Source organism: Pseudonocardia lutea (assembly GCF_042658055.1).
In the GTDB taxonomy this organism is placed as follows: domain Bacteria; phylum Actinomycetota; class Actinomycetes; order Mycobacteriales; family Pseudonocardiaceae; genus Pseudonocardia; species Pseudonocardia lutea.
The window spans coordinates 36,071-58,925 of record NZ_JBHSQK010000018.1; the positions used below are offsets into that span (position 1 = coordinate 36,071).

Sequence of the window (22,855 nt, forward strand, 5' to 3'; positions counted from 1 at the left end):
CCGCCGGGCCCGGGTGGGCGGGCAGGCCCGCCGGCCCCGGAGGGGGTGAGGGGCCGGCGGGCAGGTCGGGAGCGGACCGTTCAGGCGGGCTCGACCTCGACCCGCGCGTCGGAGAAGGTGGGCGCGTTGCCCAGGTCGGCGAACTCGGTGGGGTTGACGGCGTTGACCGTGGCCAGGCCCTTCGCCAGCGAGCGCCACTGCCCCATCGTCGCGAGCACCACCCCGCGGGCGACCTCGTCGGAGAGCCGCGCCCGGACCAGGAACTCGCCGCGCTGGTTGAACACGCGCACGAGCGTGCCCTCGACGATCCCGCGCTCCGCGGCGTCGGCCGGGTGGACCGTGGCCGACGGCTCCCCCTGCACCCGCTGCTGCGCGGGCAGGTTGCCGTAGCTGGAGTTGAGGTACGCGTGCGCCTTCGGCGAGATCAGGTGCAGCGGGTAGGCCGGGTCGGCGCCCGCCGGCGGGATGTAGTGCGGCAGCGGGTCCACCTCGCCGCCCGGCTGGGCCTCGTTCGAGCCCTGCCGGAACAGCGGGAGCACGAAGTTGCCCCCCGCCGCGGCGGCGGAGAGGAACTCCTGCTTGCCCGACGGCGTCGGGAAGCCGCCGACGTCGTGCGGGGCGTAGTGGTCGGCGTCGGGCAGGTTCAGCCGCGCCCAACCGGTCCTCGCCAGGGACTTCGGGGTGATGCCCTGCAGCGCCGGGGCACCCCAGTCGTAGGCCCGCTCGATCAGCTCCTCGTCGCTCAGGGTGAAGCACTCGTCGTCGAAGCCCATGGCGGCGGCGAGCCGGCGGAACAGCTCGGTGTTCGGGACCGCCTCCCCCACGGGCGCGATCGAGGGCCGGTTCAGCCCGATGTAGAAGTGCCCCCACGAGAACATCACGTCGAGCTGCTCGAGCTGGGTCGTGGCCGGCAGCACGATGTCCGCGTACTGCGCGGTGTCGGTGAGGAACTGCTCGCTGACCACGGTGAACAGGTCCTCGCGGGCCAGTCCGGCGACCACCCGCTCCTGGTCCGGGCACACGACGACCGGGTTCGCGTTGTACACCATCAAGGCGTGGATCCCGGGGTCGAGCCCCATCTCCCCGGTCAGCGCCTTCCCCAGCAGGTACTGGTTGACCACCCGGGTGCCCTCGGGCCGCAGCTGCGGCTGGGAGAGCGCGTCCCAGTTCACCGGGAAGGCCCAGAGCGGGAGCGCGAGCAGCCCGCCGCCGGGCCTGCGCCAGGCGCCGACCAGACCGGGCAGGCACGAGATGGCCCGGACGGTCTGCCCGCCCCCGGAGTGCCGCTCGACGGCCACCCCGATCCGGATCATGGACGGCTGCCCGGCGGCGTACTCGCGCGCGAGCGTCCGGATGTCCTCGGCCGGGACGCCCGTCTCCTCCGCGGCCCACTCCGGGGTGCAGTCGCGCACCCGCTCGGCCAGCTCCTCGACGCCGACGGTGTGCTCGGCGACGTACTCGGCGTCCGTCAGGCCCTCGGCGAGGATGACGTGGATCAGCGCCAGGGCCAGCGCCCCGTCCGTGCCGGGGCGGATCGGGATGTGCCAGTCCGCCCGCTTCGCGGTGCGGTGCCGCACCGGGTCGATGACGACGACCTTCGCGCCCCGCTTCTGCGCCTCGGCCACGAACGGCCACAGGTGCAGGTTCGTCGAGACCATGTTGCAGGCCCAGATCACGATGTACCGGGAGTGCACCAGGCTCTCGGGGTCGACGCCGGCCGTCGGACCCAGGCTCATCACGTACGCCGTCGAGGCGCCGGAGTCGCAGAAGGTGCGCTCCGCGACGGTCGCGCCGAGTCGGTTGAAGAAGGGGTCGCCGACGTTGAGCCCGTTCAGCGTGCCCTGGGTGCCGAGGTAGCTGACCGGCATGATCGCCTCGGGCCCGTGCTCGGCGACCACGCCGCGGAACCGGTCGGCGATCTCGGCGATCGCCTCGTCCCAGGTGACCGGCGCGAACCGGCCGGAGCCCTTGGGGCCGCTGCGGCGCAACGGCGTGGTGATCCGGTCCGGGCTGTAGACCCGGTCGACGTAGTTGTTCACCTTCACGCACAGGCCGCCGCGGGTGAACGGGTGGTCGGGGTCCCCGCGCACGCCCGTCGCCCTCCCGTCCTCGACGCCGACGAGCATCGAGCACCCGTCGGGGCAGTCGTGCGGGCAGATCGCGCGGTGGGTGCCCGTCTCCCCGACGGCGAGGAGGGGCAGGTCGGCCAGGGTCATCGCTGCGGCTCCGGATCGTGGTGGGGTGATCCATCCTGGGTCGCCGGCGCGCGGACGGGATTGGCACGGAGCGACCGGAAGTGGGCAGCGAGTGACCGGTGGTGGGCAAGGGGCGACGGCCACCCCGGCAGGGAGCGACGGGTGCCGGCGGTGGGGACCGGCGGGCGGAGGCGTTGACGCGCCCGCAACACGCTGCGAACCTGCGTCTGGTTCCCTCCGGAGCGGGCCGGCGGGACCGCCGCCGTGAGCAGGAGGTGACCGTGGTCCTCGCACCGGGATCCGTGCCCGGCGGCACCGACACGTGCGCCACCCGCCGGTTCGACGAGTGGCGGGAGGCCATCCGGCACGACTTCGTCGCCCTCGACATCGCCCCCGACCGCCGGGTCGGCACGTTCAGCGGCACGGTGCGCAGCGCGACCGTCGCCCACCTGCAGGTGTCGGAGGTCTGCTCGGTCGACCAGGTGTGCCGGCGCACGCCCTCGCTCGCCGCCGCGGACGACCGGGAGTTCCTCCAGATCGGGATGATCACCCGGGGCACCGGCGTGGTGGAGCAGGACGGCCGCCGGGCCGCGCTCGCCGCCGGCGACTTCGCGATCTACGAGACCGGCCGGCCGTTCCGCTGGCGGCTGGGCCGAGACTGGCGCCTCGACGTCTTCACCTGGCCGCGCGCCTCCGTCGGGCTCGACGCCGGGGAGTCGGCCCGGGTCACCGCCGTGCGGATGCACGGCCGGGAGGGCCTGTCCGGGATCGTCGGCGGGCTGCTGCGCGGGCTGCTCGCCGCCCCGCCGCGCCTGAGCCCCGCGGGGGCCGCCCGGGTCGCCGACGAGACGGGGGACCTCGTCACCACGCTGGCCGCGGAGCATCTCACCGGCCCCATGGCGGTCGACCGCCCGCAGCAGGCGCTGCTGCGCGAGATGCTCACCTACGTCGACGCGCACCTGGCGGACCCCGGCCTGGGGCCGGCCGCGATGGCCCGGGCGCACTTCGTGTCCGTGCGCCAGCTGCACCGGCTGTTCGCCACGACCGGGGAGACGGTGAACCGGCGGATCCGGAGGCTGCGACTGGAGCACTGCCGCCGCGAGCTCGCCGACCGGCGGCGGGCGGGCGAGCCGGTCACGGACGTCGCGCGGCGCTGGGGCTTCCCCGACCTCGCGACGTTCAGCCGCGCCTTCCGGGGCGCCTACGGGGTCTCCCCCAGCGTCTACCGGGCCCGGCACCTCGTCCCCTGAACCCCGACTCGCGGTGCCGAAACCCCGACTCGCGGGGCCGGAACTCCCGACTCGCGGAGGCGGTCAGAGCGAGGCGAGGATCCGGTCGAGGTGGGCGAGGTCCTCGGGCGGGAGGGCGCGCAGGGCCGGCGGCGGGTCGCCGAGGATCGCCCGCGCGGTGGCGGCGGCCCGCTCCCCCTCCGCCGTCGCGCTGACGATCTTGCAGCGCCGGTCGTCCGGGTGGTGCTCCCGCCGGACCAGCCCCCGCTTCTGCAGCTCGTCGACCACCACGGTGGCGTAGGGGCGGTCGACCGACAGCCGGTCGGCCAGCTCGGAGAGCGTCCCGGGCTCGCGCGCCACCTCGAGCAGCGCCTTGACCCGCACGAAGCTGAGCCCGACGGCCTCGCACGCCTCGCGCCGCCGGTCGTGCTGGTCCACCACCAGCGCCCGCATGCGGCCCCACGCGCGCACCGCGGGATCGGCCGGGTCGAGCGGCCGGACCGGGTCGGCGGCCGTGCTCACCGCACACCCGCCGGGGTCGGCGCGTCCGGCGAGGAGAAGAGCTCGGCCGTCCGGGCGGCGGTGCGCCGGGCCCAGGCGCCGGTCGAGACCACCCCGAGGACCAGCACCACGAGCCCGCAGCCGATCTGCACCGCCCAGCCGACGTGGGTGGCCGCGGCGAGGCCCGTCGGGAGCGGCCCGACCACCGAGGCCGTGACCAGCGACCCGATCACCGCGACGCCGAGCGCCGTGCCGACCTGCCGGCTCGTCGACGCCACCGCGGAGGCCACCCCGGCCTGGGCGGCGGGCATCCCGGAGACGGCCGTGTTGGTGATCGGCGGGTTGATCATGCCGAAGCCGATGCCGAACAGCACGTACGCGGTGATGGGCACCCACAGCGGCGAGTCCGTGCGCAGCATCAGCAGCACGAGGCCGGACAGCACGATCCCGGCCCCACCGACGAGCAGCGGGATCCGGGCGCCGCGGGTGGCGATCAACCGGCCGGCGACGCTCGGCAGGACCGCGGCCATCGCGGCCATCGGCAGCGTCAGGAGCCCGGCGTGCAGCGGCGAGTACCCGCGGGCGGACTGCAGGTAGAGGGCGTTGACGAAGAGGAAGCCGGCCAGGCTCGCGAAGGCGCAGACCGCGATCACCGTGGCCCCGGCGAAGGGGACGCTGCGGAAGAACCGCGGATCGAGCAGCGGCTCCCGGCGGCGGCGTTCCCAGGGCAGCAGCGCGACCAGCGCCGCCACCGCGGCCACCGCGCACCCGAGCACCCACCGCGAGGTCCAGCCCTGCGCCGGACCCTCGATGATCGCGAAGGTGGCGCCGCCCAGCAGCACCGCGATCAGCACCTGGCCGACCGGGTCGAGCCGCCGCGGGCGGGGGGCCCGGGACTCCGGCACGAACCGGGTCGCCAGCACGACGGCCACCGCGACCACCGGCACGTTGACCCAGAACACCGACCGCCAGCCGACGACGTCGACGAGCGCGCCGCCGATCAGCGGGCCCAGCGCCATGCTCAGCCCGACGACGCTGCCCCACGCGCCGATGGCGCGGGCCCGCTCGCGGGGGTCGGTGAAGACGTTGACGATGATCGACATCGCGACCGGGTTGAGCATCGCGCCGCCGAGCGCCTGCACCACCCGGAACCCGACGAGCGCGCCGGCCGACGGCGCCACGCTGCACAGCAGCGACCCGAGGCCGAACAGCACCAGCCCGATCCGGAAGACCCGCTTGCGCCCCACCCGGTCCGCGGTCGACCCGGCCAGCATGAGCAGGCTCGCGAGGGTGAGCGTGTAGGCGTCGATGGTCCACTGCAGCGAGGTCACGGAGGCCGACAGGTCGGTCTGGATCGACGGCAGCGCCAGGTTGACGATGGTCGAGTCCATGCTGACCACGAACAGGCTGGAACAGCAGATCACGAGGACCAGCAGGCGGCGCCTGCGGTCGAGCTCGGGCACGGGGAACTCCGCAACGGTTGCCGGAACACAATCGTTAGCAGAGTACAACCATCGCCCGGCGTCCGTCAGCGGATGAGAGGCACATCGCCCTCGTCGTGGGTGTGGGTGCAGCCCGGCACGAGGCACTGCGTCGCGAGGTTCCGCTCGTCGACCGGGCTGTCCGGGTCGGCGAACTGGGTGCGGTGCAGCGCGGCGTAGCGCCCCTCGGCGGCGAGCAGCTCGGCGTGCGTGCCCTGCTCGGTGACCCGCCCGGCCTCGACGACCGCGATCCGGTCCGCGGCGCGGACGGTGGAGAGCCGGTGCGCGATGACGATCGCGGTGCGCCCGACCAGGGCCTCGGCCAGGGCCTCCTGGACGGCGGCCTCGGACTCCGAGTCCAGGTGCGCCGTGGCCTCGTCGAGCACGACGACCGGCGGGCGGGCCAGCAGCAGCCGCGCGATCGTCAGGCGCTGCCGCTCGCCCCCGGAGAGCCGGTAGCCGCGCTCCCCGACGACCGTCTCCAGCCCGTCGGGCAGCTGGTCGAGCAGGTCGCCGAGCCGGGCCCGGTGCAGGGCCTCGCGCAGCTCCGCGTCCGTGGCCTCCGGGCGGGCGTAGCGCAGGTTGGCGGCGATGGTGTCGTGGAAGAGGTGCCCGTCCTGGGTCACGACGCCGACGGCGCCGCGCAGGGCCTCGAAGGTCAGGTCCCGGACGTCGACGCCGGAGAGCTCGACAACCCCCGAGTCGACGTCGTACAGCCGCGGCAGCAGCGAGGCGATGGTCGACTTCCCGGCGCCCGACGGCCCCACCAGCGCCAGCAGCGAACCCGCCGGCACCTCCAGGTCGACACCGTGCAGGACCTCCCCCGGCGCGCGGCGGTCCAGCACGGCGACGTCCTCGAGCGACGCGAGCGAGACCTGCTCGGCCGTCGGGTAGGAGAAGTGCACGTCCCGGAGGCGCACCGACACCGGCCCGGGCGGCAGCCCGCGGGCCCCGGGCCGTTCCCGGATCATCGGCTGCAGGTCGAGCACCTCGAAGACCCGCTCGAACGCGACCAGCGCGGTCATCACGTCCACCCGGGCGTTGGCCAGCGCGGTCATCGGCGTGTAGAGCCGGGTGAGCAGCAGGGCCAGGGTCACGACGGTGCCCGGCTCGATCCGCCCGGTGACGGCCAGCCACCCGCCGAGGCCGTACACCAGCGCCTGGGCCAGCGCCGAGACCAGCGACAGGGACGCGACGAAGACCCGGGAGACCATGGCCGTGCGGACCCCGATGTCGCGGACCCGCTCGGCCCGCTCGCCGAACTCGCGCGCCTCCTCGGCCGGCCGCCCGAACAGCTTGACCAGCGTCGCGCCCGCCGCGGAGAACCGCTCGGTCATCTGCGTGCTCATCGAGGCGTTGAGGTTCGCCGAGTCGCGCCGCAGGTCGGCGATGCGCCGGCCCATCCGCCGCGCGGGCAGCACGAAGATCGGCAGCAGGAGCAGGGCGAGCACGGTGACCTGCCAGGCCAGGCCGATCATCACGGCGAGCGCGAGGGTCAGCTGGATGACGTTGGACAGGACGCTCGCGAGCGTGGTCGTGATCGCCGACTGGGCGCCGATGACGTCGTTGTTGAGCCGGCTGACCAGGGCACCGGTGCGCGTGCGGGTGAAGAAGGCGATCGGCATCCGCTGCACGTGGGTGAACACCGCGGTGCGCAGGTCGACGATCAGGCCCTCGCCGATCCGGGCGGAGAACCAGCGGGTGCCCAGCCCGATCAGGGCCTCGCCCACGGCGAGCGCGGCGATGGCCAGGGCGAGCGTGACGACCTGCCGGGCGGCCCCGTCGCCCCCGGCGACGATGGCGTTGACGACCCGCCCGGCCAGGATCGGGGTCACCACACCGATGACGGCCGTACAGGTCGTGAGCAGCAGGAAGGCCAGCAGCCAGCGGCGGTAGGGGCGGGCGAACGCCCAGATCCGCGGGATCGTGCCCTTGGCGACGGAACGCGGGGCGTCGGCTGCCCGCGTCATCCCGCGCATGATCGTGAAAGGCCTGTCCACACACCTCACCCGGACTGCATTACGGAACCATAATGCGGATTCCTGCGCTCCTGCCGCGCATCATGGATCCACAATGCGGTTCCGGGCGCACGATTCGCGTCTCGACCGGTTCCATCATGCGCCCGGGTACGGGCGCCCGCGCGCCGACCCGCCGCCGTCGCGCTGCGGACGGTGGCGGGCGCGCGTGAGGTGTGTGGCTGCTGTTCGGTGACGTCCTGGGTCGTGCGGCGGTGCTACTTCTTCTTGGTGCGGGTCGCCCCGCCCCGGCCACGGAGCGTCACCCCGGTCTCGCTGAGCACCCGGTGCACGAACCCGTAGCTGCGCCCGGTCTGCTCGGCCAGGGCGCGGATGCTGGCGCCCTTCTCGTACTTCTTCTTCAGATCGGTGGCGAGTTTGTCCCGCTGGGTGCCCGTGATCCGAGCGCCCTTCTTCAGGTCGGCCACGACACTTGACCTCCTCTGCCCCACCGCGGACCCCCGCCCGCGGACCGGAGCCGCCGATCGGCTCGTCGGTGCGAGCCATGATGATCCTTCTGCCGGGATGTGGCCAGCGCAACATCCCGCATGATCGGTGAACGGTTCGCCCGTTCGGATCACGCGGACGGGTGATCGCGGGGAGCTCGGAGGTCACGCGGAGGTCACCTCCGCGTCACGGGTGTGTCTCCTACGCCAGCTGGACGAGTTCCAGGTAGTCCGCGGACCAGTGGTCCTCGGTACCGTCCGGAAGCACGATCACCTTGTCGGGTTCGAGTGCCTCGACGGCCCCGGGATCGTGCGTCACCAGCACGACGGCCCCCTCGAAGCGGCGCAGCGCGTCGAGCACCTGCTCGCGGCTCGCCGGGTCGAGGTTGTTGGTGGGCTCGTCGAGCAGCAGGACGTTGGCCGCGCTGGACACCAGCCCCGCCATCGCGAGCCGGGTGCGCTCACCGCCGGAGAGCGTGCCCGCCGGCTGCTCCAGCTGCTCGCCGGAGAACATGAACGACCCCAGGACCGTGCGCAGCTGCTGCTCCGGGGCGTCCGGGGAGGCGTGCCGGATGTTCTCCCAGACGCTGGCGTCCATGTCGAGCGTGTCGTGCTCCTGCGCGAAATACCCGGTGCGCAGCCCGTGCCCGGGGACGACCTCGCCGGAGTCCGACTGCTCGGTGCCGGCCAGCAGCCGCAGCAGCGTGGTCTTGCCCGCGCCGTTGAGCCCCAGCACCACGACCTTGGTGCCGCGGTCGACCGCGAGGTCGACGCCGGTGAACACCTCCAGCGACCCGTAGGCCTTGGAGAGGTTCTCCGCGGTGAGCGGGGTGCGCCCGCACGGCGCCGGCGTGGGGAAGCGGATCTTCGCCACCCGGTCCGCCTGCCGCTCGGGCTCCAGCCCGGCCAGCAGCTCGTCCGCCCGGCGCGCCATGTTCTTCGCGGCGACGGCCTTGGTGGCCTTGGCGCCCATCTTCGCGGCCTGGGCGTGCAGCGCCGATGCCTTCTTCTCGGCGTTGGCCCGCTCCCGGCGGCGGCGCTTCTCGTCCGTCGCGCGCGCCTCGAGGTACCGCTTCCAGTTCATGTTGTACTGGTCGACCTCGCCGCGGGTGGCGTCGAGGAACCACACCTTGTTCACCACGGCGGCCAGCAGGTCCGTGTCGTGGCTGATCACCACGAGCCCGCCCTCGTGGGCCTGCAGGAACCCGCGCAGCCAGGTGATGGAGTCGGCGTCGAGGTGGTTGGTCGGCTCGTCGAGCAGCAGCGTGGTGGCGCTCTGCGACCCGCCGTCCGACGCCGCGAACAGGATGCGGGCCAGCTCGACGCGCCGGCGCTGGCCACCGGAGAGCGTGGCGATCTGCTGGTGCAGCACCCGCTCAGGCAAACCCAGGTTGGTGCAGATCCGGGCGGCCTCGCTCTCGGCGGCGTACCCGCCGAGGGCGGCGAAGCGCTCCTCCAGCCGCCCGTACTCGCGGACGGCCTTCTCGTTCTCGGGGCCGTCGACCAGCTCGGCCATCCTGGTCTGGACCTTCTCCAGCTTGCGCAGCAGCTCGTCGAGGCCGCGGGCGGACAGCACCCGGTCCTTCGCGGTGACCGAGAGGTCGCCCTCGCGCGGGTCCTGCGGCAGATAGCCGACGGGCGAGTTGGTGGAGACGGCGCCGCCGTAGGGCTCGCCCTCCCCCGCCAGCACGCGCAGGGAGGTGGTCTTGCCGGCGCCGTTGCGGCCCACGAGGCCGATCCGGTCGCCCGGCTGCACCCGCAGCGTGGCGCCGGACAGCAGGATGCGGGAGCCGGCGCGCAGCTCGAGGTCGGTGGCGGTGATCACGAAGGGACTCCGGGAGGGGTCGAGGACGAGGAGGGCGGCCTGCGGGGCTCCACCCAACCTTCTTGGGGGTCCCGCGGCGCGGCGCCTACTCGATCAGGATCACGCCTCCAGCCTACCGGCCCGCGCACCCCGATTTCCCCCGTAGGGTCCCTGCCATGACCGAAGTCACCGGAGATCGGCCCGGCGATCTCGCCGGGCGCGCCGCGCTCGTCACGGGCGCGAGCCGCGGGATCGGGCTCGCCGTCGCCGCGGAGCTGCTGGGCCGCGGCGCGTCCGTCACGATCACCGGCCGCGGGCAGCCGGACCTGGAGGCCGCGGCGACGGAGCTCGGCGCCCCGGGCCGCGTGCTCACCGTCGCCGGCAACGCGGGCGACGCCGCGCACCGCGAGGAGGCGGTCGCCCGCACCGTCGAGGAGTTCGGCAACCTCGCGATCCTGGTGAACAACGCTGGCATCAACCCGCAGTACGGCCCGCTGGTCGACGCCGACCTCGGCGCCGTGTCGAAGATCTTCGACGTCAACGTCGTCGCACCGCTGGCGTTCGTGCAGCTCGCGTACCGCGCGTGGATGCGCGAGCACGGCGGAGCGGTGGTCAACATCGCCTCGATGGCCGGGATCCGGTCGACCGGCGTCATCGGCGCCTACGGGGCGTCGAAGGCCGCGCTCATCCGGCTGACCGCGGAGCTGGCCGGGCAGCTCGGCCCGGGCGTCCGGGTCAACGCCGTGGCCCCGGCCGTCGTCAAGACCCGGTTCGCGGCCGCGCTCTACGAGCGCGACGAGGAGGGGGTGGCCAACGGCTACCCGCTGAAGCGGCTCGGCACGCCGGAGGACGTCGCCGCGGCCGTCGGGTTCCTGGTGTCCGACGCCTCAGGGTGGATCACCGGCGAGACCGTCCGGATCGACGGCGGCGCCCTGGCCTCGGGGAGGAACGCCTGAACGTGCGGGAGCCCGCCGTGCGGGCCGGGTCCGCCCCGGCGCCCGGGGCGGTCGACGTGCTGGTGGCCGGGGGCGGCCCGGCGGGGCGCGCGCTCGCCGCGGCCTGCGCGCGGATCGGGCTGCGGACCGCCCTGGCCGATCCCGCCCCGGACCGCCCCTGGCGCGCGACCTACGCGGCCTGGGCCGGCGAGCTGCCCGCGGACCTGCCCGCGGGTGTGGTCGCCGCACGCGCGACGGGCCGGGCCGTGGCCCTGGCCGAGCACCGGCTGGGCTGGGAGTACACGGTGCTCGACACCGCGGCCCTGCGCGCCCACCTCGACGCGGGGCTGGCCGGCGTCACGGTCCACCGGGCGAAGGTGCTGGGCAGCGAGCCGGGCTACGCCCGGGTGACCGACGGGCGCATCCCTGCCCGGCTGGTCGTCGACGCCACCGGGCACCGGCCCGCCCGGGCCCGCAGGCCGGTCGCGGAGCAGACGGCCTACGGGCTGGTCGTCGACGAGGCCGTGGCGGCACCGCTCGTCGCGCCCGGCGAGGCGCTGTTCATGGACTGGCGGCAGGACCACGGCCGAGCGGCCGGGTCGACCGGGGCCTGGCCGACCTTCCTCTACGCCGTGCCGCTCGGCGGCGGCCGGGTGCTGGTCGAGGAGACCTCCCTGGCGCGCCGGCCGGGGCTGCCGCTGCCCGAGCTCCGCGACCGGCTGCACGCGCGCCTGGCGCACCACGGCGTCCGCGCACCGGCCGGCGCGGAGGAGGAGCGCGTGCGCTTCCCCGTCGAGGGCCCGATCGGCGCCACCCTGGCCCCCGGACCCGCGTTCGGCGCGGCCGGGGCGCTGGTGCATCCCGCCACGGGCTTCTCGGTGGCCACCGCGTTGCGGCTGGCACCCCGGCTCGCGGAGGCGCTCGCCGGCCCGACTCCCCTGCGCGCGGCCCGGGCGGTGGTGTGGCCCGCACAGGCCCGGATGGTGCACGTGCTGCGGCACCGCGGCCTGGAGGCGCTGCTGCGGATGCCGCCGGAGCGGGTGCCGGCCTTCTTCGAGGTGTTCCTGGGCCTGCCCGCGCACCACCGGTGGGCCTACCTCACCGGCCGCGCCGACCTGCCCGGCACCGCCGCCGCGATGCGTGCGCTCTGGGCCCGCGCGGACTGGCCGTTGCGCGCCCGGCTCGTCGGCCCCGCGCTGCTGCCCCGGGCCCGGCCCGCCACCACCGGGTGACGCTCGCGAGTCGGTGCAGGTCAGCGAACTACCCGCCGGTAATCTGCCGGGACCATCGTGTGACCGATCCCCGGAGGGCACATGTCCGCCTACACCACCGTCGTCGTCGGCACGGACGGCTCCGCGACCTCGTACGTCGCCGTGGAGCGCGCGGCGGCCGTCGCGCGCGACTCCGACGCCGAGCTCGTGCTCGTCTCCGCGTACACGCCGGCCTCGCGCGAGGACACGGCCGAGGCCGAGGACGCGCTCGGCGAGGAGGCCTACCAGGTACGCGGCTGGACGCCCGCCGAGGAGGTCCTGCGCACCGCCGAGGACAAGGCCGCGGCGATCGGCGCCACCAAGATCTCCAAGGTCGCGGAGGACGGGGCCCCGGCCGACGTGCTGCGCAAGGCCGTCAAGGAGCGCAACGCCGACCTGCTCGTGGTGGGCAACAAGGGGCTCAACACCCTCAGCGGCCGCATCCTCGGCTCGGTCCCGTCCGACGTCGCGCGCCGCTCGGGCGTCGACGTCCTGATCGTGCACACCACCTGAGCGGCCCGTGAGCGAGGGCTGGCTGGACGACCTCGGGTCCTTCCTCGACGCCGCGGCCCGGGGCGAGCGGCGCCGGCTGGCGGAGTCCGCGCCGCTGGTCGGGGCCCTGGAGGAGATGATCCTGGGCAGCCCCCGCCGGTACACCCGCGCGGAGGTGCTCGCCCGCGCGGGGGTGCCCGAGGAGGAGGGCCTGCGGCTCTGGCGTTCGCTCGGCTTCCCCGAGGTGCCGGACGACCTCGTCTACTTCACCGACGGCGACGTCGACGCCGCCGGGCTGCTCGCCACCGATACCGTCGCCCGATCGCTGCCCACCGACGTCCGCGAGACGGTCCTGAGGGCGATCGCGCAGTCGGTGTCCCGGCTCGCGGACTGGCAGGTCGGAATGCTCGCGAGGATGGTGGCCGACCGCGCCGCGCCGACGGTCGGCTCCGCTCCCGCACCGACGGTCGGCTCCGCCTCCGCACCGACGGTCGGCTCCGCCTCCGGCGAGATGGCGCCGGAGGCCGCGCTGCGGTTCGCGGCCGAGCTGCTGCCGACCCTGGAACGGGTACAGGCCTACATCTGGCGGCGGCACCTGGCGGCCGCGGTCTCGCGGTTCGTGGTCGGCCCGCTCGACGACCCGGAGTCGGCCGAGACCCGCACCCTCACGGTCGGGTTCGCGGACATGGTCGGCTTCACCCGCACCACGCGGCGCCGCTCCCCCGCCGAGCTGTCCGAGATGATCGAGCGCTTCGAGGCCGCCACCACCGAGGTGATCACCGACTGCGGCGGGCGGCTGGTCAAGACGGTCGGCGACGAGGTGCTCTTCGTGACCGACGAGCCGGCGGAGGCCGCCTGGCTGGCCCTGCGGCTGCGCGAGCGGGTGCGCCGGGAGCCCTCGCTGCCCCCGCTGCGGATCGGGCTCGCCGCCGGCGACGTGCTGCAGCGCTTCGGCGACGTCTACGGCGAGCCGGTCAACATCGCCGCCCGGCTCACCACCCACGCCCGGCCCGACACGGTGCTGGTCGACCGCGAGGTCGCGCACGGGATCGAGGGCGACGAGCGGTTCACCGTGCGCCGGCTCAAGCCCCTGCAGGTCCGGGGCTACCGGCACCTGCAGCCCTACCTGCTGCGCGAGCGCGGCGACGGCGGCGGACAACGCACTACGGCACCATAATGCGCATTTGGACCGGTTGAAAACGCGCTATGGAACCATGATGCGCGATTGACGGCCGTCTCTGCGCATCATGGTTCCATGGTGCGAGTACTCAGCTCAGACGCGGAAGCCGAGGGCGCGCAGCTGCTCGCGGCCGTCCTCGGTGATCTTCTCCGGGCCCCACGGCGGCATCCAGACCCAGTTGATCGTGATGTCCTCGACCAGGCCGCCGGTGCTGCCGCCGGTGAGGGCGGAGCGGGCCTGCTCCTCGATCACGTCCGTCAGCGGGCAGGCCGCCGACGTCAGGGTCATGTCGATGATCGCCTTGTTGTCCTCGACCTTCAGGCCGTAGACCAGGCCGAGGTCGACGACGTTGATCCCCAGCTCGGGGTCCACGACGTCCCGCATGGCCTCCTCGATGTCGTCCAGCGAGGGGCCCTCCCCGTCCGACGTGGCCGTGGCGGCCGGCGGCTCCGGCATCCCGGCGGCGCCCCGGACGATCTCCTCGTCCGTCCGCCCGGCGGTGTTGTCGCTCATGCCTCCTCCTTCACCCGCGCGACCGCGTCCTTGAACGCCATCCAGCCCAGCAGAGCACACTTCACGCGGGCCGGGTACTTGGAGACCCCGGCGAACGCGATGCCGTCGCCGATGACCTCCTCGTCGCCCGGGATCTTCCCGCGGCTCTGCGCCATCTCCTGGAAGGACTCCAGGATCCGGAACGCCTCCTCGACGCTCTTGCCGACGACGAGGTCGGTCAGCACCGACGTCGACGCCTGGCTGATGGAGCACCCGAGCGACTCGTAGGACACGTCCTGCACGGTGCGGTTCGCACCGTCGCCGTCGAGCTTCACCCGCAGGGTGACCTCGTCGCCGCAGGTGGGGTTGACGTGGTGGGTCTCCGCGTCGAACGGGTCCCGCAGGCCGGCCCCGTGGGGCTGGCGGTAGTGGTCCAGGATGATCTCCTGGTACATCTGTTCGAGCTGCATCACGCGACCCCGAAGAACTCCCGGGCGGCCCGCACGCCGTCGGCGAGCTGGGCCACCTCCTCCACCGTGGTGTACACGTGGAAGGACGCCCGGACGGTCGCCGCGATTCCGAAGCGCCGGTGCAGCGGCCAGGCGCAGTGGTGCCCGACCCGCACGGCGATGCCCCGGTCGTCGAGCACCTGCCCGACGTCGTGCGCGTGCACCCCGTCGACCACGAAGGACACCGCGCCGCCCCGCTGCTCGAGCGAGTCCGGCCCGATGATCCGCACGCCCTCGACCTCGCGCAGCGTGTCCAGCGCGACCTCGGTCAGCTCGCGTTCGTGCGCGAAGACCGTGTCCATGCCGATCGCGGACAGATAGTCCACGGCCGCGCCCAGGCCCACGGCCTGCGACGTCATCGGCACGCCGGCCTCGAAGCGCTGCGGCGGCGGGGCGTAGGTCGAGCCCTCCATCCGCACCATCTCGATCATCGACCCGCCGGTGAGGAAGGGCGGCATCGCGTCGAGCAGCTCGGTGCGGCCGTAGAGCACGCCGACCCCGGACGGGCCGAGCATCTTGTGCCCGGAGAAGGCGGCGTAGTCGACGCCGAGCGCGGTCAGGTTGACCGGCATGTGCGGCACCGACTGGCAGGCGTCGAGCACGGTGAGCGCGCCGACGGCCCGCGCCCGCCGCACCAGCTCCTCGACCGGGGCGATCGAGCCCAGGACGTTGGACTGGTGGGCGAAGGCCACGACCTTGGTGCGCTCGGTGAGCTCAAGCGAGTCCAGGTCGATGCGGCCGTCCTCGGTGACCGAGTACCAGCGCAGGGTCGCCCCGGTGCGCCGGCACAGCTCCTGCCAGGGCACCAGGTTGGCGTGGTGCTCCAGCTCGGTGACGACGATCTCGTCGCCGGGGCCGACCGCGAACCGCTCCGACTCCGCGCCCAGGCCCGTACGGATCGAGGAGTTGCTCATCGCGTACGCGACGAGGTTGATCGCCTCGGTGGCGTTCTTGGTGAACACCAGCTCCTCGGGCTCGGCCCCGGTGAACACCGCGATCTTCGCCCGCGCGGCCTCGTAGTCGTCCGTGGCCTCCTCGGCGAGCTGGTGCGCGCCGCGGTGCACGGCGGCGTTGTGCGTCTCGAGGAACGCCCGCTCGGCGTCGAGCACCTGGCGGGGCCGCTGCGAGGTGGCCCCGGAGTCCAGGTACACCAGCGGGCGGCCCTCGCGGACGGTGCGCGACAGGATCGGGAAGTCGGCGCGGATCGTGGCGACGTCCAGACCCGCCCTGCCGACGGTCGACTCCGCGAGCTCCGTCTCCTTGGGGGTCTGAACGGCGGTCATGACGCGGCCGCCGCCACGAAGCGCTCGTAGCCGTTCTTCTCGAGGTCGTCGGCCAGCTCGGGGCCGCCGGACTCGACGACCCGGCCGCCGGCGAACACGTGCACGAAGTCCGGCGTGATGTGCTGCAGGATGCGCGTGTAGTGCGTGATCAGCAGGATGCCGTTCTCCGGCGAGCGGAACCGGTTGACGCCCTCGGACACGACCCGCAGCGCGTCGACGTCGAGGCCGGAGTCGGTCTCGTCGAGGATCGCGATCTTGGGGTTGAGCAGGGCGAGCTGCAGCACCTCGTGGCGCTTCTTCTCGCCGCCGGAGAAGCCCTCGTTCACCGAGCGGTCCGCGAACTCCTCCGAGATCCCGAGGTCGGACATCGCGCCCTTGACCTCCTTGACCCAGGTCCGCAGCTTCGGGGCCTCGCCGCGGATCGCGGTGGCCGCCGAGCGCAGGAAGTTCGCCATCGAGACGCCGGGCACCTCGACCGGGTACTGCATGGCGAGGAACAGGCCGGCGCGGGCCCGCTCGTCGACGCTCATGTCGAGCACGTTCTCGCCGTCGAGCAGGACCTCGCCCGAGGTGATCTCGTACTTCGGGTGCCCGGCGATCGCGTAGGCGAGCGTGGACTTGCCGGAGCCGTTCGGCCCCATGATCGCGTGGGTCTCGCCGGCCTTCACGGTCAGGTCGACACCGCGCAGGATCGGCTTCGGACCGTCGTCGGTGCTCACCGACGCGTGCAGGTCCTTGATCTCCAGGGTGGACATCGCTGTTCGGAACTCCTGTGGTGGGAAGGGCTCAGACGCCGGTCACGGCGAGCTCGGCCTCGATGGCCGCCTCGAGCCGCTCGCGCAGGTCGGGCAGGGTGGCGGCGGGGATCCGCTGCAGGATCTCGCCGAAGAACGCGCGGACCACCAGGCGCCGGGCCTGGTCCTCGGGGATGCCGCGGCTCTGCAGGTAGAACAGCTGCTCGTCGTCGAACCGGCCGGTCGCGCTGGCGTGGCCCGCCGACACGATCTCGCCGGTCTCGATCTCGAGGTTCGGCACCGAGTCCGCCCGCGCGTGCTCGGTGAGCACGAGGTTGCGGTTGAACTCGAAGGTCTCGGTGTTCTCCGCGGCCGCCTGGATCAGCACGTCGCCGATCCACACGGTGTGCGCGTCCGGCGTTCCCGCGCGGCCCTGCAGGGCGTTCTTGTAGAGCACGTTCGACCGGCAGTTCGGCACGGCGTGGTCGACGAGCAGGCGCTGCTCGAGGTGCTGCCCGGCGTCGGCGTAGCCCAGGCCGACCAGCTCGACGTCGCCGCCCGGCCCGCGGTAGGTCACCGTCGGGCTGACGCGCACGAGGTCGCCGCCGAGCGAGACCGACACGACCTTGAGGGTCGCGTCCCGGCCGACGGACAGGTGCTGCGCGGAGACGTGCACCGCGTCGTCCGCCCACTCGTCGGTGACGACCAGCGTCAGCCGCGAGGAGTCGGCGAGCACGACCTCGAGGTTGTCCGCCAGCACCCCGGACCCGCGGTGCTCGAGCACCACGGTGGCCTCGGCGAACGGCGTGGTGCGCAGCTGCAGGTGACCCGCGGCCGTCGCCCCGGCGCCGGGGCCCTCGACCGTGATCGTGAGGGGCTCCGGGGTGCCGTCGAACGTGACGACGGTGGCCTCGGCGAACGCGGACCAGGCCTGGGCGGCCACGCGGTCGGCGGGGGTGCCGCCCTCGCCGATCCGTGCGTCGTCCCGCCCGACCGTCTCCACGGTGACGCCCGCGGCGACGGGCACCGTCACCGGCGCCCGCCCGTCGAGCGCCGCGCTGCCGTCGTGCAGCCCGCGCAGGCGCTTGAGCGGGGTGAACCGCCAGTTCTCCTCGCGCCCGCCCGGGACCTCGAAGGCCTCGACGTCGTAGGAGGTGAAACGCTCGCCGGCGGAGAGGACGGGCTTCTCGCCCTGCCCCTCCTTCGCGCCGGCCAGCTCGGGGGCGAGCCCCGCGACCTCGGGGGCTGTGTTCGGAACGGTCACGATGCGTCGATCCTTCTCCGCAGGCTCCGAAGATCGCCGGTCATCCGACGGAACCCTCCATCTGCAGCTCGATCAGGCGGTTCAGCTCGAGGGCGTACTCCATGGGGAGCTCGCGCGCGATGGGCTCGACGAACCCGCGCACGACCATCGCCATGGCCTCGTCCTCGGTCAGACCGCGGCTCATCAGGTAGAAGAGCTGGTCGTCCGACACCTTCGAGACGGTGGCCTCGTGGCCCATCTGCACGTCGTCCGTGCGGATGTCGACGTACGGGTAGGTGTCGCTGCGGCTGATCGTGTCGACCAGCAGCGCGTCGCACTTGACCGTGCTCTTCGAGTTCTTGGCCCGCGGGTTGACCCGGATCAGGCCGCGGTAGGACGTGCGCCCGCCGCCGCGCGCCACCGACTTGGAGATGATCGTCGACGACGTGTTCGGCGCCAGGTGCGTCATCTTCGCGCCCGCGTCCTGGTGCTGGCCCTCGCCGGCGAAGGCGATGGACAAGACCTCGCCCTTGGCGTGCTCGCCCATCAGCATCACGGCCGGGTACTTCATGGTCACCTTGGAGCCCAGGTTGCCGTCGACCCACTCCATGGTGGCGCCCTCTTCGGCCTTGGCCCGCTTGGTGACCAGGTTGTACACGTTGTTCGACCAGTTCTGGATGGTCGTGTACCGGACCCGGGCGTTCTTCTTGACGACGATCTCGACGACCGCGGAGTGCAGCGAGTCCGACTTGTAGATCGGCGCGGTGCAGCCCTCGACGTAGTGCACGTACGAGCCCTCGTCGGCGATGATCAGCGTCCGCTCGAACTGGCCCATGTTCTCGGTGTTGATCCGGAAGTAGGCCTGCAGCGGGATCTCGACGTGCACGCCCGGCGGCACGTAGATGAACGAGCCGCCCGACCACACGGCCGAGTTCAGCGCCGAGAACTTGTTGTCGCCGCTGGGGATGACCGAGCCGAAGTACTCCTTGAACAGCTCCGGGTGCTCGCGCAGGCCGGTGTCGGTGTCCAGGAAGATGACGCCCTGCTCCTCCAGGTCCTCGCGGATCTGGTGGTAGACGACCTCGGACTCGTACTGCGCGGCGACCCCGGCGACCAGGCGGGCCTTCTCGGCCTCCGGGATGCCCAGCTTGTCGTAGGTGTTCTTGATGTCCGGGGGCAGGTCCTCCCACGAGGTGGCCTGCTTCTCCGTGGACCGCACGAAGTACTTGATGTTGTCGAAGTCGATGCCCGACAGGTCCGAGCCCCAGCGCGGCATCGGCTTGCGCTCGAAGAGGTCCAGTGCCTTGAGCCGGAAGTCGAGCATCCACTGCGGCTCGTTCTTCAGGCGGGAGATGTCGGCCACCACGTCGGCGGACAAACCGCGACGGGCGGACGCGCCGGCGACGTCCGGGTCCGACCAGCCGAAGTCGTACCGGCCGAGCGTCGCGAGCGTCTCCTCCTGCGTGAGCCCTGGCTTCACCTCAGGAGTGGTCGTCATGAAGACTGCCTCCCTCTCGGGGACGTGGTGGTCGCTTGCTGCCCCGCCGCTCCCGGGCGCTGCCCGATCCGGAGGCGTTCGGGAACCTCCGGGAACACGGTGGGGACGTGGGTGGTGCACGCGGAGTCGCCGCGCGCGATGGTGGCCAAGCGTTGCACGTGCGTGCCCAGGACCTCCGCGAAGGCCGCGGTCTCGGCCTCGCAGAGCTCCGGGAACTCGGCCGCGACGTGGGCCACCGGACAGTGGTGCTGGCACAGCTGCACGCCGTGCCCCGCCTCCCGGGCCGCCGCGGCGTAGCCCCGCGACGTGAGCACCCGCGCCAGCGCCTCGGCCCGCTCCTCCGGCGTGCCGGCCGCGTGGATCTCGTCCTCGGCGCCGCCGAGGAGCTCGTGCACGCGGGACCGGGCGAACTCGCCGACGGCCTGCTCCCCCGCGTGCGCCGCGAGGAACCGCAGGGCCGAGGTGGCCAGGTCGTCGTAGCCGTGCCCGAAGCGGACCCGGCCGGCGTCGGTGAGCAGGAACTGCTTGGCCGGCCGGCCGCGCGAGCGCCGGGTGCGCCGCGGCGCCTCCCGGGTCTCCGCCTCGCCGTCGGCGATCAGGGCGTCCAGGTGCCGGCGCACGGCTGCGGCCGAGAGCTCCAGCTCGGCGGCGACCTCCGCGGCCGTGACCGGCCCCTGCTCCAGCAGGAGCCGGGCGACCGCGAGCCGCGTGCGACCCTCGGGATGGGCGGGGAGGTGCGCCGCGTGCCCGGCCGGTGCGGGCACGACGACGCCGGACGCCTGCGGCGCCCCGGTCGCGGTGCTCGGTCCGGCTGTTTTCACAACACCAGTGTTGCGTATATGCGCCGACACGGCAAAGGCGCCCCCCGCGCGGGTGAGCGGACTCACCACGATCACCCGCCGGGCGCCGTTCGACGGCCCGCCGCGGGCCGTCCGCGGTCCCGGCGCGCGACTCCGGCCGGCCGCCCGGGGGCCGGTCGTTAGGCTCCCCGCATGGCCGCCCCCGCCCTGGACCCCACCGGGTCGCCGCCGGCGGACCGGCCCGTCGCGGCCGATCCGGCGAGACCGGCGCGCCGCCTCGGGCTCACCGGGGCCCTGCTCATGGCCGTCGGCGCCCTGGGCGCCGGGGCGCTGCCCGTGCCCAACCCGCTCAACGGCCTGCGGCTGGTCGGCCTCCCCTCCCGCAACGCCACCCTCGCGCTCGCCCTGACCTACGCGGGAATGGGCATGCTCGTGCTGGCCTGGCTGTGGATCGGGCGGATGCTCTCGGCGCGCGGTGCGGTGCCGCCCGCGCCGGACCGGCTCTCGATCGGCCGCGCGGGGATCCTGTGGGCGCTGCCGCTGGCGCTGGCGCCGCCGCTGTTCTCCAAGGACGTCTACAGCTACCTCGCGCAGTCGGCGATCGTCGCCCGCGGCCTCGACCCGTACGTGCTCGGCCCTGCGCAGGCCCTCGGCGTCGACGACCCGCTGACCCGCACGATCCCGACGATCTGGCGGGAGACGCCGGCGCCCTACGGGCCCCTGTTCCTCGTCGTCGGACGCGGGATCACCGCGCTGACCGGCAACGACGTCGTGTTCGGCGTCCTGGCCCACCGGGTGCTGGCGCTGGGCGGCGTGGCCCTGATCCTCTGGGCGCTGCCCAAGCTCGCCCGCCGCTGCGGGGTCGAGGCGGGCCTGGCGCTGTGGCTCGGCGCGGCCAATCCCCTGGTGCTGTTCCACCTGGTCAGCGGCATCCACAACGAGGCGCTCATGCTCGGGCTGCTGCTCGCCGGGCTGCACCTGGCGCTCGGCGACCCGGACGAACCGGTCCCCTGGCCCCGCTGGGTCGCGGGCGCGGTGCTGATCACGCTCGGGGCCTCGGTCAAGCTGCCCGCGCTGCTCGCGCTCGGCTTCCTGGGAGTGGACCTGGCCCGGCGGTGGGGCGGCCGGGTCCGGGACGTCGCGGTGGCGGCCGCGGCCCTCGTCGGGGTGGCCGTCGGGGTCTACGCCGTCATCGGCCTGGGCACCGGGCTGGGCTTCGGCTGGATCTCCACCCAGGGCACGGCCAACACCATCCGCAGCTGGATGTCGCTGTCCACCGACCTCGGCCAGCTCTCCGGGCAGATCGGCATCCTCGCCGGGCTCGGCGACCACACCGACACCACGCTCACCCTCACCCGCGGACTGGGCGGGCTCGCCGCGGCGCTGGCCTGCGGCTGGCTGCTGTGGCTGTGCCTGAAGGGCCTGGTCGACCCCGTGACGGGGGTGGGCGTCGGGCTGGGAGCCGTGGTGCTGCTGGGGCCGGTGGTGCACCCCTGGTACCTGCTGTGGGCGGCGATCCCGCTCGCCGCCACCCGCGGGATGCCGCGCTACCGGCGGATCGCGCTGGCCGCGTCGGCGATCATCGCGCTGATGGTCCCGCCCACCGGCGCGGACTTCAACTTCCGGGCCTACCAGCTGCCCTTCGGGATCGTGGCGGGCGCCGTGATCCTGCTCGTCGGGCTGCTCCTGGTCCGCCGGACGCTGCGCCGCGAGGCCGCCCGCGATCCGGGTGCCGCGCCCGCCGCGCGGACCCCTGCCTAGACTCGTCGGCTGTGCAGATCCCCCCGTCGGCCCGGTCGGGCGAGGCCGTGCCGGACCCTGCCGCGCTCGTCGCGGACGACGCTCCGGACACCGCGGTGTCGGTGCGCGGCCTGGTCAAGCGGTTCGGCGCGACCACGGCCGTCGCGGGGCTGGACCTGACGCTGCGCCGCGGGACGGTGCTCGCCCTGCTCGGCCCGAACGGCGCCGGCAAGACCACCACGATCGAGGTCTGCACCGGCTTCCTGCGCGCGGACGAGGGCGAGGTCCGCGTGCTCGGGCTCGACCCGGCCGGCGCGCCGGACGCGCTGCGGGCCCGCATCGGGATCATGCCGCAGGGCGGCGGTGCCTACCCGGGGGTCAAGGCCGGCGAGATGCTCCGGCTCGTCGCCGCGTGCGCGGCCGACCCGCTCGACCCTGCCTGGCTGATCGACGTGCTCGGCCTCTCGGGCGCCACCCGGACCCCGTACAAGCGGCTCTCCGGCGGGCAGCAGCAGCGGCTCGCGCTGGCGTGCGCGGTCGTCGGGCGACCCGAGGTCGCGGTGCTCGACGAGCCGACCGCGGGCATGGACCCGCAGGCCCGACGGGTGGTCTGGGAGCTGGTCTCCGCGCTGCGCCGGGACGGGGTCGCGGTCCTGCTGACCACGCACCTCATGGAGGAGGCCGAGGCGCTGGCGGACGAGGTCGTGATCGTCGACCACGGGCGGGTCGTGGCCGCGGGCAGCCCCGCGGAGCTCACCGCGGGCGGCGACGAGCAGGAGCTGCGCTTCCGCGCCCGCACCGGGATGGACGTCGACGCGCTCACCGCCGCGCTGCCCGCGGGCTACCGCGCGGCCGAGACCGTGGCGGGCCGCTACGTCGTCCGCGGGCGCATCGACCCGCACGTCCTGTCCGCGATCACCGGGTGGTGCGCGGGCCAGGGCGCCCTCGCCGACGACGTCCAGGTGGCCCGGCGCAGCCTCGAGGACGTCTTCCTGGACCTGACCGGACGGGAGCTGCGGTCGTGAGCG

20 protein-coding genes are annotated in these 22,855 nt (G+C 73.9%); 7 read left to right on the plus strand and 13 right to left on the minus strand.

Translation table 11 applies throughout. The annotated features are described in order from the left end of the window. Positions 1 to 80 precede the first annotated feature (80 nt). Positions 81 to 2,216, minus strand: coding sequence for a molybdopterin-containing oxidoreductase family protein (locus ACFQH9_RS09225; RefSeq protein WP_379565509.1), 2,136 nt, complete (start codon positions 2,214 to 2,216; stop codon positions 81 to 83). A 260-nt stretch (positions 2,217 to 2,476) separates the two neighbouring features. On the opposite strand from ACFQH9_RS09225, the gene ACFQH9_RS09230 reads away from it, so the two are divergent. Continuing rightward, positions 2,477 to 3,445: an AraC-like ligand-binding domain-containing protein gene (locus tag ACFQH9_RS09230; RefSeq protein ID WP_379565510.1), complete on the plus strand. Its 969-nt coding sequence runs from the start codon at positions 2,477 to 2,479 to the stop codon at positions 3,443 to 3,445. A 63-nt stretch (positions 3,446 to 3,508) separates the two neighbouring features. On the opposite strand, the gene ACFQH9_RS09235 is transcribed toward ACFQH9_RS09230, so the two are convergent. The 5 genes from ACFQH9_RS09235 to ACFQH9_RS09255 all read right to left on the minus strand — a co-directional run bounded on the left by ACFQH9_RS09235 (position 3,509) and on the right by ACFQH9_RS09255 (position 9,692). Beyond that, positions 3,509 to 3,946, minus strand: coding sequence for a MarR family winged helix-turn-helix transcriptional regulator (locus ACFQH9_RS09235; protein ID WP_379565511.1), 438 nt, complete (start codon positions 3,944 to 3,946; stop codon positions 3,509 to 3,511). Beyond that, a complete protein-coding gene (locus ACFQH9_RS09240; RefSeq protein WP_379565512.1) occupies positions 3,943 to 5,388 on the minus strand; it encodes an MFS transporter in 1,446 nt (481 codons plus the stop codon). The genes ACFQH9_RS09235 and ACFQH9_RS09240 overlap by 4 nt, the downstream gene beginning before the upstream one ends. A gap of 65 nt (positions 5,389 to 5,453) precedes the next feature. Next, positions 5,454 to 7,385, minus strand: a complete 1,932-nt coding sequence (locus tag ACFQH9_RS09245; protein WP_379565633.1) for an ABC transporter ATP-binding protein — start codon at positions 7,383 to 7,385, stop codon at positions 5,454 to 5,456. 254 nt (positions 7,386 to 7,639) lie between these two features. After that, positions 7,640 to 7,849 carry a helix-turn-helix domain-containing protein gene (locus ACFQH9_RS09250; protein WP_028932228.1) on the minus strand — a complete coding sequence of 70 codons (210 nt, stop codon included), beginning with the start codon at positions 7,847 to 7,849 and terminating at the stop codon, positions 7,640 to 7,642. A gap of 220 nt (positions 7,850 to 8,069) precedes the next feature. Next, positions 8,070 to 9,692, minus strand: coding sequence for an ABC-F family ATP-binding cassette domain-containing protein (locus tag ACFQH9_RS09255; protein WP_379565513.1), 1,623 nt, complete (start codon positions 9,690 to 9,692; stop codon positions 8,070 to 8,072). 155 nt (positions 9,693 to 9,847) lie between these two features. Between ACFQH9_RS09255 and ACFQH9_RS09260 the strand changes: the two genes are divergently transcribed. From ACFQH9_RS09260 to ACFQH9_RS09275, 4 genes are all read left to right on the plus strand, one after another. Continuing rightward, positions 9,848 to 10,627 carry an SDR family oxidoreductase gene (locus ACFQH9_RS09260; protein ID WP_379565514.1) on the plus strand — a complete coding sequence of 260 codons (780 nt, stop codon included), beginning with the start codon at positions 9,848 to 9,850 and terminating at the stop codon, positions 10,625 to 10,627. Between the two features lie 2 nt (positions 10,628 to 10,629). After that, the gene (locus ACFQH9_RS09265) at positions 10,630 to 11,838 is read left to right on the plus strand and encodes a lycopene cyclase family protein (protein ID WP_379565516.1); all 1,209 of its coding nucleotides are present in this window, start codon (positions 10,630 to 10,632) and stop codon (positions 11,836 to 11,838) included. 81 nt (positions 11,839 to 11,919) lie between these two features. Further along, a complete protein-coding gene (locus ACFQH9_RS09270) occupies positions 11,920 to 12,369 on the plus strand; it encodes a universal stress protein (protein ID WP_379565517.1) in 450 nt (149 codons plus the stop codon). A 7-nt stretch (positions 12,370 to 12,376) separates the two neighbouring features. After that, on the plus strand, positions 12,377 to 13,525 hold the full coding sequence (locus tag ACFQH9_RS09275) for an adenylate/guanylate cyclase domain-containing protein (RefSeq protein WP_379565518.1): 1,149 nt from the start codon (positions 12,377 to 12,379) through the stop codon (positions 13,523 to 13,525). A gap of 96 nt (positions 13,526 to 13,621) precedes the next feature. On the opposite strand, the gene ACFQH9_RS09280 is transcribed toward ACFQH9_RS09275, so the two are convergent. From ACFQH9_RS09280 to ACFQH9_RS09310, 7 genes are all read right to left on the minus strand, one after another. Further along, complete coding sequence (locus ACFQH9_RS09280) at positions 13,622 to 14,041, minus strand: metal-sulfur cluster assembly factor (RefSeq protein ID WP_379565519.1); 420 nt, start codon at positions 14,039 to 14,041, stop codon at positions 13,622 to 13,624. After that, positions 14,038 to 14,490, minus strand: a complete 453-nt coding sequence (gene sufU / locus ACFQH9_RS09285) for a Fe-S cluster assembly sulfur transfer protein SufU (RefSeq protein WP_379565520.1) — start codon at positions 14,488 to 14,490, stop codon at positions 14,038 to 14,040. Before sufU ends, ACFQH9_RS09280 begins: the two co-directional genes overlap by 4 nt. Beyond that, positions 14,490 to 15,812 (minus strand): cysteine desulfurase, encoded by a 1,323-nt coding sequence (locus ACFQH9_RS09290; RefSeq protein ID WP_379565521.1) that lies wholly within the window; start codon positions 15,810 to 15,812, stop codon positions 14,490 to 14,492. Before ACFQH9_RS09290 ends, sufU begins: the two co-directional genes overlap by 1 nt. Continuing rightward, entirely contained in the window at positions 15,809 to 16,567 is a 759-nt protein-coding gene (sufC, locus tag ACFQH9_RS09295; RefSeq protein WP_379565522.1) for a Fe-S cluster assembly ATPase SufC, read from the minus strand. The genes ACFQH9_RS09290 and sufC overlap by 4 nt, the downstream gene beginning before the upstream one ends. A 31-nt stretch (positions 16,568 to 16,598) precedes the next feature. Next, complete coding sequence (sufD, locus tag ACFQH9_RS09300) at positions 16,599 to 17,762, minus strand: Fe-S cluster assembly protein SufD (RefSeq protein ID WP_465269518.1); 1,164 nt, start codon at positions 17,760 to 17,762, stop codon at positions 16,599 to 16,601. An 88-nt stretch (positions 17,763 to 17,850) separates the two neighbouring features. Next, the gene (sufB, locus tag ACFQH9_RS09305; RefSeq protein WP_379565524.1) at positions 17,851 to 19,287 is read right to left on the minus strand and encodes a Fe-S cluster assembly protein SufB; all 1,437 of its coding nucleotides are present in this window, start codon (positions 19,285 to 19,287) and stop codon (positions 17,851 to 17,853) included. Beyond that, positions 19,284 to 20,108: a helix-turn-helix transcriptional regulator gene (locus ACFQH9_RS09310; RefSeq protein WP_379565526.1), complete on the minus strand. Its 825-nt coding sequence runs from the start codon at positions 20,106 to 20,108 to the stop codon at positions 19,284 to 19,286. Before ACFQH9_RS09310 ends, sufB begins: the two co-directional genes overlap by 4 nt. Positions 20,109 to 20,279: 171 nt before the next feature. Here ACFQH9_RS09310 and mptB point away from each other — a divergent pair, with 171 nt between their 5' ends. Then, positions 20,280 to 21,848 carry a polyprenol phosphomannose-dependent alpha 1,6 mannosyltransferase MptB gene (mptB, locus tag ACFQH9_RS09315; RefSeq protein WP_379565527.1) on the plus strand — a complete coding sequence of 523 codons (1,569 nt, stop codon included), beginning with the start codon at positions 20,280 to 20,282 and terminating at the stop codon, positions 21,846 to 21,848. 47 nt (positions 21,849 to 21,895) lie between these two features. Then, positions 21,896 to 22,852 (plus strand): ABC transporter ATP-binding protein, encoded by a 957-nt coding sequence (locus ACFQH9_RS09320; protein WP_379565634.1) that lies wholly within the window; start codon positions 21,896 to 21,898, stop codon positions 22,850 to 22,852. The last annotated feature ends 3 nt before the right edge of the window (positions 22,853 to 22,855 follow it).